The 13,643-nt window shown below is 64.7% G+C and carries 13 protein-coding genes; 12 read left to right on the top strand and 1 reads right to left on the bottom strand.

What is annotated here, in order from left to right:
* Positions 1-11 precede the first annotated feature (11 nt).
* From ASD67_RS11855 to ASD67_RS11825, 7 genes are all read left to right on the top strand, one after another.
* Positions 12-914 (top strand): hydroxymethylglutaryl-CoA lyase, encoded by a 903-nt coding sequence (locus ASD67_RS11855; RefSeq protein WP_443028035.1) that lies wholly within the window; start codon positions 12-14, stop codon positions 912-914.
* A 70-nt stretch (positions 915-984) separates the two neighbouring features.
* Complete coding sequence (locus ASD67_RS11850) at positions 985-1,389, top strand: hypothetical protein (protein WP_056347424.1); 405 nt, start codon at positions 985-987, stop codon at positions 1,387-1,389.
* A 22-nt stretch (positions 1,390-1,411) separates the two neighbouring features.
* The gene (gene kdsA / locus ASD67_RS11845; RefSeq protein WP_235535665.1) at positions 1,412-2,275 is read left to right on the top strand and encodes a 3-deoxy-8-phosphooctulonate synthase; all 864 of its coding nucleotides are present in this window, start codon (positions 1,412-1,414) and stop codon (positions 2,273-2,275) included.
* Positions 2,276-2,344: 69 nt separating this feature from the next.
* Positions 2,345-3,610, top strand: coding sequence for a capsular biosynthesis protein (locus ASD67_RS11840; RefSeq protein WP_056347423.1), 1,266 nt, complete (start codon positions 2,345-2,347; stop codon positions 3,608-3,610).
* A gap of 7 nt (positions 3,611-3,617) precedes the next feature.
* Positions 3,618-4,790, top strand: coding sequence for a glycosyltransferase family 4 protein (locus ASD67_RS11835; protein ID WP_056347421.1), 1,173 nt, complete (start codon positions 3,618-3,620; stop codon positions 4,788-4,790).
* Positions 4,787-5,587, top strand: coding sequence for an ABC transporter permease (locus ASD67_RS11830; protein WP_162248573.1), 801 nt, complete (start codon positions 4,787-4,789; stop codon positions 5,585-5,587). Before ASD67_RS11835 ends, ASD67_RS11830 begins: the two co-directional genes overlap by 4 nt.
* Entirely contained in the window at positions 5,584-6,756 is a 1,173-nt protein-coding gene (locus ASD67_RS11825; RefSeq protein ID WP_056347420.1) for a hypothetical protein, read from the top strand. Before ASD67_RS11830 ends, ASD67_RS11825 begins: the two co-directional genes overlap by 4 nt.
* Positions 6,757-6,768: 12 nt before the next feature.
* Here ASD67_RS11825 and ASD67_RS11820 read toward each other — a convergent pair whose 3' ends face one another.
* Positions 6,769-7,419 carry an ABC transporter ATP-binding protein gene (locus ASD67_RS11820; protein WP_056347418.1) on the bottom strand — a complete coding sequence of 217 codons (651 nt, stop codon included), beginning with the start codon at positions 7,417-7,419 and terminating at the stop codon, positions 6,769-6,771.
* Positions 7,420-7,465: 46 nt separating this feature from the next.
* Here ASD67_RS11820 and ASD67_RS11815 point away from each other — a divergent pair, with 46 nt between their 5' ends.
* The 5 genes from ASD67_RS11815 to ASD67_RS11795 are packed head-to-tail and all read left to right on the top strand — an operon-like array spanning position 7,466 to position 13,593.
* Positions 7,466-8,551, top strand: coding sequence for a glycosyltransferase family 4 protein (locus tag ASD67_RS11815; RefSeq protein ID WP_056347415.1), 1,086 nt, complete (start codon positions 7,466-7,468; stop codon positions 8,549-8,551).
* A gap of 51 nt (positions 8,552-8,602) precedes the next feature.
* Positions 8,603-9,922, top strand: coding sequence for a glycosyltransferase family 4 protein (locus ASD67_RS11810; RefSeq protein WP_056347414.1), 1,320 nt, complete (start codon positions 8,603-8,605; stop codon positions 9,920-9,922).
* A 2-nt stretch (positions 9,923-9,924) separates the two neighbouring features.
* Positions 9,925-11,049 carry a polysaccharide biosynthesis/export family protein gene (locus ASD67_RS11805; RefSeq protein ID WP_056347411.1) on the top strand — a complete coding sequence of 375 codons (1,125 nt, stop codon included), beginning with the start codon at positions 9,925-9,927 and terminating at the stop codon, positions 11,047-11,049.
* Positions 11,050-11,056: 7 nt separating this feature from the next.
* The gene (locus tag ASD67_RS11800) at positions 11,057-12,700 is read left to right on the top strand and encodes a capsular polysaccharide export protein, LipB/KpsS family (protein ID WP_082545024.1); all 1,644 of its coding nucleotides are present in this window, start codon (positions 11,057-11,059) and stop codon (positions 12,698-12,700) included.
* 44 nt (positions 12,701-12,744) lie between these two features.
* Positions 12,745-13,593, top strand: coding sequence for an FkbM family methyltransferase (locus ASD67_RS11795; protein WP_056347406.1), 849 nt, complete (start codon positions 12,745-12,747; stop codon positions 13,591-13,593).
* Positions 13,594-13,643: the final 50 nt, after the last annotated feature.

Here is a 13,643-nt window from a genome sequence, read left to right as displayed (position 1 = left end):
TAGGCAAAATCGTGAAGCAAACCAGCATCGAAATCGTCGAAGTCGGCCCCCGCGACGGCCTGCAAAATGAAGCACTTGCCGTCGCCACCGCCGACAAGCTCGCGCTGATCTACCGCGCGATCGGTTACGGCGCGCGCCGCATCGAAGTGACGAGCTTCGTCAATCCCAAGAAGGTGCCGCAACTGGCCGATGCGGAGGAATTGGTGGCGCAGCTCCCCGACCGTGACGATGTCACCTACGTCGGCCTCGTCCTCAACCGCCGCGGCGCCGAACGCGCCATCGCGACCGGTCGCATCGACGAACTTGGCGCGGTGTGCGTAACCAGCGACAGTTTCGGCATCCGCAACCAGGGCCAGACGTCCGACGAATCGCTCGCCGCCGCGATGGAGATCGTCGCGCTTGCGAAATCGGCGGGCCGCAGCGGTCAGATCACCATCGCCACCGCCTTCGGTTGCCCGTTCGAGGGCGAGATCGCGATCGGCCGCGTCGTCGAAATGGCCAAGCGCGTCGCCGATGCGGCGCCGCGCGAGATCGCGCTCGCCGACACGATCGGCGTCGGGGTGCCGTCGCAGGTCGCCGACATGGTCGGCCGCGTCCGCGAAGCGGTCAGCGGGCTGCCCGTTCGTGTCCATTTCCACAACACCCGCAATACCGGCCTCGCCAATGTCTGGGCGGCGGTCGCCGAGGGCGCCGCGACCGTCGATGCGTCGCTCGGCGGGCTCGGCGGCTGTCCCTTCGCGCCGGGCGCCGCGGGCAATGTCCCGACCGAGGACGTCGTCTATTTGCTCGAACGCGGCGGCGTGGCCACGGGGCTGGACCTGCCCGCGATCGTCGACGCCGCAACCTGGTTTACCGGCGTCATGGGCCGCCCGTTGCCGGCGATGGTCAGCAAGGCGCCCGCTTTCCCGGGTTGATCCGGTCGTCGGCGGGCAGGGGCCAGCGCGGCGCCGTTGTCTGTCCGGGTCTTCCGGTCTAACAGGGGGCATGGGTCAAATCTTCGATATCCCCCGCTTTCTGCGCCTGACGGCGCCGCTGCTCCTGCTGGGAATGGCGGGCTGTCAGGGGTTCGACAAAAGCCAGACCGTCGCCGCTGCGGCCGAAGCCCCGAATTCGGCTGCCGCTGCGGCTTGCCCGCCCGACGGCAAGCGGGCAGCGGGCGGCAAGGCGGAACCCGGTGCGCGCTTTGCCTGTTATGCCGACGCCGGCAAGGCCTGCACGAGCGGCAGCGAGTGCGCAGGCGATTGCCTCGTCCCGAACGACCGCGCTTCGCGCATCCTGCAGCCGGGACAAAAGGTCGTGGGCCGTTGCCAGGCCACCGCCAGCCCCTTCGGCTGCCGTGCCACCGTAGAAAATGGCCGCGTCGCGGCACCATGGGTTTGCCGTGACTGATACGCTCGCTGGAAAGCAGGACATGACCCGCCCCGAAGAATCGCTCGCCGCTATGGCCGACGGGTTTTTCCTGATCGCCGGACCCTGCGTCGTCGAAACGCCCGCGATCATGGACGAGATCGCCGATATGCTGGTCGCGATCCGTGATCGGTTCGGGATTCCCGTCGTCTTCAAGGCGTCGGCGCTCAAGGCCAATCGCAGTTCGTCCGAATCCTATCGCGGACCGGGCTGGACAAACGGACTCGCGCGGCTCGCCGCGATACGCGAACGCACCGGACTCCCGGTCCTCACTGACATTCACGAAACCGCCGACGCCGCCGAAGCCGCGGCGGTCATCGATATCGTCCAGATTCCCGCGCTGCTTTCGCGCCAGACCGCGCTCCTCGAAGCGGCCGCGCTGACCGGCAAGCGGATGCTTGTCAAAAAGGGCCAGTTCATGGCCGGTTCCGACATGGCGCAGGTGCTGGCGAAGATCGATCGCGCGAGGATGCAGGCCGGGGTGCCGTCGCTTCCGACGATCGTCTGCGAACGCGGCAACATCTTCGGCTACCAGAATATCGTCGCCGACATGCGAAACCTCGCGATCATGCGGGCGCCGGGCGTCGCCGTCGCTTTCGATGCCGCGCACACCGTGCAACTGCCGTCGTCGCAGGGGGCGATGTCGGGCGGGCAGCCGCAATTTTCGCCGTTGCTGGCGCGCGCTGCGGTCGCTGCGGGCTGCGACGGCCTGTTTATCGAGGTCCACCCCGACCCGGCGTCGGCATCGTCCGATCCGGCGACCTCGTTGCCGCTTCGCCATTTGCTCGCATTGGTCGGACAATGCGTCGCGCTTCACCGGCTGGTTCGCGACGGGCAAATGCTTGACCTCGATGACAGCCTAATCTAGCGCCGAACAAGGGGTTTTTACTGGCTGGGTGTCGACAGCTATTGTGTTTCAGGGTGTTACGGGTCTCCGATGCTCCAGATGAGCCAATATGCCGATACCTCTCTGGCCGCCGCGCAGCCCTATCCTGTGCGGCATTTCTTGTTTCTCCAGGGGCTTCCGGGCCCGTTTTTCCGTAAGCTGGCCGACGCTTTACGTGCAGGCGGCCATCGGACCTCGCGGATCAATTTCAACGGCGGCGATATGTGGGACTGGCGCGGATCGGGCGCCACCGGTTTTCGCGGCGATATCGCGGCATTCCCGGCCTGGTTTGACGACTATCTGTCGGGCAGCGACATCAGCGATGTCGTGTTGTTCGGGGACAATCGGCCGCTCCATCTTCAGGCGATCGCCATTTGCCGACAGCGCGCAATTCGCGTGTTCGTCGTCGAAGAAGGGATGCTCCGCCCCAATTTCGTCTCGTTCGAACAAGGCGGCACCAATTATTGGTCGTCCCTGCCGCGCGACCTCGATCAACTGCGCCGGATTGCCGACGATCATGAAGACGAACCCGTCGACCCCGTCACCAGCAATGTTCGCCGTCGGATCGTCGAAGCGGTTGGCTATTATGTCGTCCAGACGCTGACGATCCCCTTCTTTCCTCATTATCGTTCGCACCGCCGCAATGCGCCGGTCGGGGAGATGTGGGCATGGATTCGTCGCCGTGCGGGGCGGGGTCGCGAGGATGCCGCCAGCTCTGCGGCGGTTTCGGCGGTCATCGACTCGCGTTTTTTTCTTTTTCCCATGCAACTCGACGGCGATCACCAGATCGATTCCCACTCGGACTTCCCCGACATGGCGAGCGCGATCGACTGCGTCTTTCACAGCTTTGCCGTCCACGCGCCGCGCGCCACGAAGCTGCTCGTCAAGATGCATCCCTTCGATCCCGACCTCGACGGCTGGCGCGCCGATGTGATGGATCGGGCGTCGCGTTACGGGATCGCCGACCGGGTATATTTCATCGAACGCTTCGACCTCGCGCCGTTGCTGCAAAAGGCGGCCGGCGTCGTCACGATCAACAGCACGGTCGGGCCACTGGCGCTCGAACAGGCGTGCCCGGTCTTTTGTCTCGGCCGCGCGGCCTATGACATTCCGGGCGTCACCGCGCAGTGCGGCCTCGAGCGCTTCTGGGACGAGCCACCGCCGGTCGACGCCGACAATTTCGAACTGATGTGCTGCGCGATGCGGGCGACGGCCTTGGTGAATGGTGGCTTCCATGACCCGAAGGCGCTTGACATGCTCGTCGCGGGCGCCGTCCGACGTCTGACCGGCCAAGCCTTCGCGTCGCCGGCCGCTTGAAGCCCACATGCATCTGATTTTCGATGTGACGCGGCTCGTTCGACGCGGCCATCTGGCGGCGCCGACGGGAATCGATCGCGTCGAACAGGCCTATCTGTCCTTCCTGATGGCGGCGGACGCGATCGAACCGAGCTTCGAAGCCTTTGTCCCGCCGGGACATTGGGTCGCGCTTTCGCGCGCCGCCGTGGCCAGGCTGCTCCAGGCGCAGCGCCTCCGCTGGAGCGGCGCCGTGGGCAAGGCTTCGCCATTGTCGGTGGTGCGGCACTTCCGTCCGGTCCGTTCGCAGCTTCACACCGGTACGCGCTTCCTCACCGTGTCGCATCCCGGCGCTCGCGCGATGGGGCAATGGCGCCGCCGGGCCGACCGGTGCGGCGGCAAGATCTGCTATTTCGTCCACGACCTGATTCCGATCGAATATCCCGAATATGCGCTGGCCAAACATGCCAAGGCCAATCAGGCGCGGATCGCGGCGGCGACGCGTTTGGCCGACGGTCTGCTCGTCAATTCGGATTGCACGGCGCGGTCGATCGCGCGCTTCTGCGGCGACCTGCCCGTCGCTCCGATCGCTAAGCTCCCCTTCGGGATCACCTTGCCCGAGGTTGCCGAGGCCCGCGCTGCGTCGACCGGAGCGAACGACGATCATCCCTATTTCCTCGTCGTCGGGACGATCGAACCGCGCAAGAACCATCTGCTGCTGCTCAAATTGTGGCGCGAGATGGCGCGGCAGGACGGCGCGGCTGCGGCGCATCTGGTGATCGCGGGCCGACGGGGCTGGGAGAATGGCCAGATTCTCGCGATGATCGAACGCTCGCCCGCGCTCCGCGACGTGTTGGTCGAGATGCGGACTCCCGGCGACGACGCGCTGCAGGGCCTGATGCGCGGGGCTAGGGCGCTCCTCGCCCCCTCCTTCGCCGAGGGCTTCGACTTGCCCGTGGCAGAAGCCTTGAACATGGGCTGCCCCGTGGTCGCCAGCGATATCGCGGCGCACCGCGAAGTGGGCGGCGATGCGCCATTGTTTCTGCATCCGCTCGACGCCACGGGATGGATGGCGGCGGTTCGGGATTTTGCGGCGGCCGATTCGCCGCTAAGGAAGCATCATCTCCAGGCGGCGCGCGCCTGGCGCCCGGCGAGCTGGGACGATCATTTTTCGCAGCTGACCGAATTTCTGGAACCGCTTTGACCCGAGCCGCCGACACCGACGCCTTGTTCCAGCGCCTCGACACCCGGAGGCGGGTCATCGGTGCGCTCGTCATTCGGGAGCTGCACACGCGTTTTGGCCGCGAAAACCTTGGGTTTCTTTGGATCTTCATGGAACCGGTGCTGCTCGCGGTCGCCGTCGCGGCGCTGCATGGCAATTACAAACTGCCGATCAGCGGCAATGTGCAGCCGGTCCCTTTCGCGCTTGGCGGCTACATCCTCTTCATCATGTTCCGCTCGGTACTGTCGCGCGCGGAAACCCTGCTCGAGGCCAATCGGCCCTTGCTCTATCATCGGCCGGTCACCCTGTTCGACATGCTGCTCGCGCGGTCTTTGCTCGAAATGGTGAGTACCGGCGCGGTGCTCTTCTTCCTGCTGTTCGTGGCCCAGTATCTGGGTCTTGCCGAGCCGATCCACGATCCGCTGCTGGTCATCCTCGCACTCGTGTTGATGAGCTGGTTCTGCTTCGGGCTGGCGATGATCATCATGGTCGCATCGCACGAGAGTTCGTTTTTCGGGCGGATCATCCATCCGCTGCTTTACCTCTCGCTTCCGATATCCGGGGCTTTCTATCTTCTGGCCTGGCTACCCGAGAATGTTCAGCGTGTCGCTATGTGGGTGCCGACCGTGCATATCTTCGAATTGCTGCGCGAAGGGCAGTTCCGCGACTTCGCGTCGGACCGCTTGGACCTCGTCTATCCCATTGTCTGTTCCGCGCTATTGATGTTGGTTGGCTATGCCGCCATCAGGTTCGTCCGGCCCAGGATCGAGTTGCAATGAACCGCCACACCAACATCACCGAAACGGCCGGCGAAACGGCGGAAAACGCCATGGCGACACCACGCCACTGGCCGCGACGGCTGGTTCGCAGCGCGCTGTTCTGGATCGTCGTGGTTCCCACGTTGGTGGCGGCCATCTACCTGTTTCTCATCGCCGCGCCGCAATATCGCTCGGAGGCGCAATTCGTCATTCGCGGTCTCGACGCGCCGCGCAGCGAAGCGAATGGTTTCGGGCAGCTTCTCGGTGTGTCGCCGGTCCTCGATCCGAGCGCCAAGGCCAGCTACATCCTGATCGAATATCTCCGTTCGCCTGAAGCGATCCGGGCGCTCAAATCCGAAAAGATCGACCTCGCCGCGGTCTTTCGTCGGCCCGAAGCCGATTTCGTCGCGCGGCTGTCGGAATCCGACCCGGCGATGGAAGATCTGCTCAAATATTATCGCGACAAGGTTCAGATCAGTCTCGACAGCGACACCGGGATCACCCGTGTGACGGTCACCGCCTTTCGCCCCGACGATGCCCGCACGATCGGCGAGGCGGTGATCAGGCTCGGAGAAGCCCGGATCAACGCGCTCAACCGCCGGCTGTTCGACAATACGGTCACGATCGCGCGCGACGAATTCCAGCAGGCGGCTGACGAACTGTCGGGGGCACAGAAGGCGATGTCGCTGTTCCGCAACCGCAGCGGCGACATCGACCCGCAAAGCAGCGGCAAGGGCGAGCAGGAACAGGCGCTCACCCAACAGGCCGAAATCGATCGTCAGCGGGCTCGGCTCGCCGACATGCGCCGCTATCTCAGCCCCGCCAGCCCGCAGGTCGTGGCTATGCAGGGCTATGTCAGCAGCCTCGAAGCGGCGGCATCGCGCAATCGCGGCCGACTGACCGGCTCCCCCGGCGCGGTATCGCAGCGGCTCGGTGAATATGAAGAACTCAGCCTGAAACAGGAGCTTGCGGCCAAGCGTTACGAAGCTTCGCGGCTCGGGCTGCAGTCCGCCAACGACCGCGTCGAAAAGGAACAATTGTTCGTGATCCCCGTGGTCCGGCCCACCGCGCCGGAAAAGCCCGTCTATCCCAAACCGCTCCGCACGCTGGCGACCATCCTGCTCGGTGCGCTGTTGGCCTATGCCTTTTTCATGATCGTCACCGCCGGCATTCGCGAACACAGCGCGTAAACGGCCGCGCGTTCAGGCGTGCGCGAAATGGCTCGCGATCGCCTCGTCGATGCTGTCGAACTGCAGCACTTCGCTGGCTCGCACGGCCATGCCCCGATCGCAATATTCGCGGAGCGTGGCGGGGTCGTGCGACACCATGATCAGGCTGCGTTCCTGCCTGCGTTGCAGCAGCGCTTCGCGGCAGCGATCCTGGAACCGCTCGTCGCCGACCGCCGTAATCTCGTCGATCAGGTAACAGTCGAACGAGACGGCGAGCGACACCGCGAAAGCGAGGCGCGCCATCATACCGGCCGAATAGGTGCGCAGTGGCATGCGCAGATAATTGCCCAGCTCGGCGAAATCCTCGACGAAAGCGAGCGTGTCGTCGACCGGACGGCCATAGATGCGGGCGATGAAGCGCGCATTGTCGGCCCCGCTCAGGCTGCTCTGGAAACTGCTCGACAGGCCGAGCGGCCAGGACACCGACATGCCGCGTCGGATCGTGCCGCTGCTCGGCTGTTCGACGCCGGCGATCAGGCGCAGCAAGGTCGACTTGCCCGCGCCATTGTGCCCGCATACGCCGACCGATTGGCCTTTTTCGATCGCGAAACTGACGTTATCGAGGACGTAATGGCGCCCGTTGCGGGTCGCATAGGATTTGGAAACCCGATTGAAGACGATCATCGATAAAGGCTCGCGTCGCAAGCCGGCGGGCTGCGTGGCCCTCTAGATGACGGTTCGGGTCGCACTTGACAAGCGGAGCGTCGGTTGGGGGCAGGGGACGGGGGTCCGCCGCTATCGCGACCGGCTGCGGCAGTGCATCGAACGTCACGATGATTTGTTCGCGCCGCCGCAATCGCTGACCGACGAAATCGGGGCCGACGGCGAAACGATGCGGGTAAACGCGCGCTATTTTGCCGATGCCCAGAAATGGTTCACGCTGACCGGCCGGCTGCGCAGCGTCAGGCTGGATCGGCCGGTCGATCTTTTCCATTGGTCGCATCCGATGCCGATGTGGGCGAAAGGGGCGCTGAACGTGGTGACGGTCCACGACCTGATCCCGATCCGTCAGCCCGAATATTCGGCCATCCCATCGGGCCGTTTCCGCCGCCTTTTGACGGCATTGGCCGAACGGGGCGCCTGTTTCACCTGCGTGTCGGAAGGAGTGCGCGATGAACTGCTCGCCTTCACCGGCATTGATGCGCGGCGCGCGATATGCACCTGGCAGCCCGTGGAGGCGCCGCGCGCCGTGGCGTCCTTGCCCGCCGGGCTTGAGCGCGGACGCTATTTCCTCCTGCTCGGCAGCGTCGAACCCCGCAAAAATGTCCGTCGCGCAGTGGAAGCGTGGCGCGCGGCGAAAACCGGCGTGAAACTGGTGATTGCCGGGCCCGACGGGCATTGGACCGATCGCCGCGACCGGGCCGCCTTCGAACGCGACATCGCTTCGCCCGACATTGTCCGGTTGCCCTGGCTTGGCGATGCGGTCGTCGAACGCCTGACCGTCGATTGCCGTGCGTTGCTGATGCCGTCGCTCGCCGAAGGCTTCGGTTTGCCGCCGGTCGAGGCGCTGATGGCGGGGGTTCCGGTGATCGCGTCGGATAGCCCCGTCTCGCGTGAGGTTCTGGGCGCGGCGGCGGCGCTCGTCGATCCGCGCGACGCCGCGTCGATCACCGGCGCGATTGTTCGGGTGAACGCGGCCGCACAAGGGATGCGAACGCCGCTGCCGGCGATGTTCGAACGGTATGGCGAAGCCGCCTTCGCCGCGCGCTTGCGCCTTGCCTATGACCGGTTTCTCCAGCTAGGTGAACGCAATTAAAGCGGAATTTCGAATCGACGATCCACTCCGCCCAACAGTGTCGGAGGAATAATGCGGGTCGGAATCGATGGTTTTAATCTGGCTTTGCCATTTGGAACCGGTGTCGCGACTTATTCGATGTCGCTCGCGCATGCGATTCAGGCCGCCGGCCATCAACTCGACGGCGTTTATGGTCTTCGCACGCCGTTCCGCAAAGTCCTGCGCAACGTCAATTTCTTCGAAGCGCTCGGCGCCGAATATCAGTCGAAGGCGCCGCGATCGTGGAGCTTTGGCTGGGGCCGCGAACTCAGCTGGACGGTCAAGGCGCGCAAGGCGCGGCAGGTCGATCTGCACGGCAAGCAGGAAGTCCGGCCCTTTGCGCACCGATTGCCCGATTTCGACCGGCTGTTCACCGTGTCGGACCTGTTCGACCAGGCGATGCGCAATTTTCGCCGATTCGGAACCTTCACGACCGTTTCCTTGCCCGATGCGCCCGACATCATGCACTGGACCTATCCGTGGCCGATCCGCGTGGCCGGGGCGCGCAACATCTACACGATGCACGATCTGGTGCCGATGAAGCTTCCCTATGCCAGCCTCGACAACAAGAAGATCTATCACAAGCTGATGCGCGCCTGCATTCGCAAGGGCGATCATATCGCCACGGTGTCCGAGGCGAGCCGCGCGGATATCGTCGACTTTTTTCCCGAAGCCGAGGGAAAGATCACCAACACCTATCAGGCGATCAGGCCCTCTGCGCAGAGCCTGAGCCTCGCGAGCGGCGACGAGGCCGAGGTGGGGCAGGCCATCAAGAGCATTTTTCGTCTCGATTTTCAGGATTATTTCCTCTTCTTCGGCGCGATCGAGCCGAAGAAGAATGTCGGACGGCTGATCGAGGCCTATCTCGCCTCGGGCGTGAAGGCGCCGCTTGTCGTCCTCGGTCGCCGTGCATGGGGCGCCGACGTCGAACTGTCGCTGATCCAGCGCGACGAGACCCGGCCGATGAAGACGATCTTCAAGAATATCCGGCGGATCGACTATCTGCCGCGGCGGCTGCTCATGCTGCTGGTGCGCGGGGCCAAGGGCGTGGCTTTTCCTTCTCTCTATGAGGGTTTCGGGTTACCGATCCTCGAGGCCATGACTTTGGGGACGCCCGTCATCACTGCGAACACCAGTTCCATGCCCGAAGTCGCGGGCTCGGCGGCGCTGCTCGTCGATCCTTATGATATTCAGGACATTGCCGCGGCGCTGCGCCGGATCGATACCGATGCCGAACTGCGCGCCGACCTTTTCGGGCGCGGTATCGCGCAGGCGGAGAAATTCTCGATGCCAGCCTATCAGGACCGGCTCAACGCGCTCTACGACAGCCTGCTGTCCGGACCCCGCCGGTGACGATGATCCGCTCGGTGGCGGCGGCGCTGTTGCTGGCCGGCGCGCTCGGCGGCTGCGCGATGCTGCCTTCGGCGGCGCCGACGACCGGGCAGGTGACGAAACCGGCGACGCTCGCCGACGGCCGCACACTCAATCTGGTCGACCTGACCGAAAGCGGATGGACCGAGGTTCAGGTGCCGACGCTGCCGTCCGCCGGTTGGTCGTTCACCGACGGAACGACCAGCAGCGAAGAGATATTGGTCGGCGACAATCTGGAAATCGTCGTGTTCGAGGTCGGCTATCGCCTGTTCGGCGCGGTCGACAGCGGCAGCAATGCAAAGGATCCGACGGTGTCGGCGGCCGGTGCGACGCTGCCGACGATTAGCGTACCGCAAGGCGGCTATATCAACATCCCCTATGTCGGGCCGATCGACGTCCTCGGACGTACGCCGCAGGGGGTCGCGGCTGAAATCCGCACCCGGCTGCGCGGCCTGTCGCAACAGGCCGACGTGCTGGTGCGCGTGGCGTCGGGACCGATGCGGTCGATCACCGTCGGCGGCGAGGTCAAGGCACCAGGTCGCATCGCGATTACCGCGGCGGGCGAACGCGTCCTCGACGTCGTCGCCGCGGCGGGTGGTCCCGCCGATCAGCAGTCGAACCTGATCGTACGGCTGGCGCGTGCGGGAGAAAGCCAGGAAATGCCGCTCGACCAGATTCGGGCGGGCGACGCCGCGAACATCCGCCTGATGCCCGGCGATGTCGTCCAGTTGCTGAAACGGCAGCAGAGTTTCTCGGTCATCGGCGCGGCGCGCGACGTCGCCGAGGTGCCGCTTGCCGACACGCCGGTTTCGCTCGTCGAGGGGCTGGCGCGCGCGGGCGGGCCGATCGATAATCAGGCCGATGCGACCGGCGTCTTCGTCTTTCGCTATGTCGATACCGACGTGGACGGCACGGTGACGTCGGTGCCGACCATCTACCGCCTCAATCTTCTCGATCCGCGCAGCTATTTCGTCGCCAGCCGCTTTCGCATGCAGGACGACGATGTGGTCCTGATCGCCAATGCCCGGTCGGCGCAGTTCGCGAAGCTGGTCCAGATGCTCAACCAGCTGACTTCTCCCGTCGTGACGGTCGACGTGCTGACGCGCTGATCCGACGATGTCGGCTCCGGCCATCCTGGCATTGCCGCCGCACCGGCGTCACAAGGCGCGGATCCGGCGGCGTGCCGGGCACGTCGCCTTGCACGAGACCGGCACGGTCGAAGCGGTGGCAGCGCGGATCGTCGGCGGCCGCGTCGGCGGCCTGTTCTGGCGCCCGCTCGACGCCCGGCTGGCGGCTTGGCTCGGCGCGGTCGAGGGCGACATCTGCGCAATCGTCTGCCGCGATCCCGCAAATTTGCAGGTGCTGCTCGACATTTGCGCGCGCGCGTGTCCCGGCCCGATCCTCTTGGTGGCCCCGAATATCTCTGCTTCGGATTGGCCGCACCATGCGCGGTTCGATGAAAAATCGGACCCGTGGCCACTGATCGACCGCGTTTCGACGGTTTGCTGCGACGACCCCGAGCGCGTTTTTGTTCAGCTGGCGGCGCTCGCGGGCCGGAGGATCGTGGCGGTCGAAAAGGGCCGGGTCAGGCATGCCGAAACGGCGACCGTGGCCGAGCGGGCGGTGGCATGTTTGCGCACCGACTGGCGCTATGTTTCCCCTTATGACGGCCTCGATTGGTCGCTCGACCAAATGCTCGATTATCTTGTGCGCTGGCGCGAGGTTGCCGGACGCACGGCGGGCGTTGGCGCGATGTTCGGCATCGCGGGCTGGAAAAGGCGGCGCATTCGCCAGTTCCTGATCGGGTCGCCCGACGCACCCTGCCTGTCCGACGTCGAGGAAGCCCGCCGCGTCGAGGGGGCCGTTGCCGCCTGGCCATCGCGGACCGACATCGCGGCGCTGGAACGCTTGCGAGGAGGGGATTCCGTCTGGCGCGTCGAGGACGGCTTTATCCGCTCGGCCGGGCTTGGGGCCGCGCTCGTCCAGCCTTGCTCGATCGTCCTCGACAAGCGCGGCATCTATTACGACCCCGCGCGTCCCGGCGATCTGGACATGCTGCTGCAGACCGCATCGATCGACGCTGAACTGGCCGCCCGTGCGGCCGCGCTGATCGCGCAGATCCGGACGAACGGCGCGACCAAATATAATTTGGGTGGCAAGCGCGTCGATCTTCCGGCGGACCGGCATATCATATTGATTGCGGGACAGGTCGCGGACGATCTATCGGTGATCGCGGGCGGCGGCGGGATATCCTTCGCGCAGATCGTTTCCGCCGCACGGCGGGAAAATCCCTGCAGCTTCATTATCTTCAAACCGCATCCCGACGTCGTCGCCGGACTGCGCGACGGCGAATGGCGCGAGCCCGCGATCGCTGCCGACGCGGACCTCGTCCTCGCCGACGGAGCGACCCATGACCTGCTCGAACGGGTCGATGCGGTGCACGTCCTCTCGTCCCTGTTGGGGTTCGAGGCGCTTTTGCGCGGACGCCGGGTGAGTGTGTACGGCCAGCCCTTTTACGCCGGGTGGGGGCTCACCGACGATCGCGGCGCGGCACAAGAGCGTTCACGCCCGCTCTCGCTCGAGCAATTGGTCGCGGCGACACTGATCCTTTACCCGCTCTATGCCGATCCGCGGACCGGGCTGCCCTGTTCGCCCGAACATCTGCTGGTGGCCCTTGCCGACATGCCGCCACGGTCGCGCATCCGCAGCCTGGTCGCGCGGCTTGTCGCAAAGTCGCGAAAATGGAACAAATACCGCTAGTGTCACAAGAAATTACGCGATATCGACTGCAATAAGAGGGGTTTATGGGCGCGGCCAACTATTACGACATCTGGCGCTTACTCAGCCATCCGCGCAACGACAACGAAGCCGATATTCGCGGCCTTTGCCGATCGCACTATCTTGGCGACCATGAGGCGCTGTGCCGCGTGCTGGGGCGCTACAAGATGTATGTCGATACGCGCGATATCGGCATCGCCAGTCATCTGATGATGGATGGCTTCTGGGAAATGTGGGTGACCGAAGCGATGCTGCGCAGCGTGCGGCGTGGTTCAGTGGTCCTCGATGTCGGCGCCAATCTCGGCTATTTTTCGCTCCTGCTCGCCGACCTCACCGGGCCAGAGGGGCGGGTGTTGTCCTTCGAACCCAATCCCCGCCTAGCAGGCTTGCTCGACAAGAGCCTGCAGGTGAACGGCTTTGCGGGATTTACCGATCTCCACAAAATTGCGCTCGGCGCCGGGGAATCGGAGTTGCGGCTCGAGGTGCAGGACAGTTCGCCGGGCGGCGGCCGGGTTCTGCTTCCCGGCACCAGCCGGTCGCACAATACCACATCGGAAGTCGTGGTGCCGGTGCGCCGGCTCGACACCATCGAACATGCGCTCGCCGCCGAATTCATCAAGATCGATGTCGAGGGGTTCGAGCAACAGGTTTGGCACGGCATGACCGGCATCCTGAAACAAAGGCGCCCGCTGACGATCTTCATGGAATTTACCGTCCAGCGCTACGACGACCCGCGTGGCTTCCTCGACGAGGTACTCGCTTATGATTTCTCTCTCGAAATCGTCGACCCGGTCGCGGGCGTGCGCCCGATAGCGAAAGACGAAATTTTCGCCATGCCGCACAATATCGATCACATGCTGGTGTTCCGGCGGTGACATTCAAACACGCGTCCGTCAGATTTTGACCTAGGACGCTGCCAGAAAGG

Origin of the sequence: Sphingopyxis sp. Root1497 (assembly GCF_001427085.1) — a bacterium.
GTDB lineage: Bacteria > Pseudomonadota > Alphaproteobacteria > Sphingomonadales > Sphingomonadaceae > Sphingopyxis.
The sequence above is the reverse complement of the archived record's forward strand: the minus strand, read 5'-3'. Positions and strand labels throughout refer to the sequence as shown.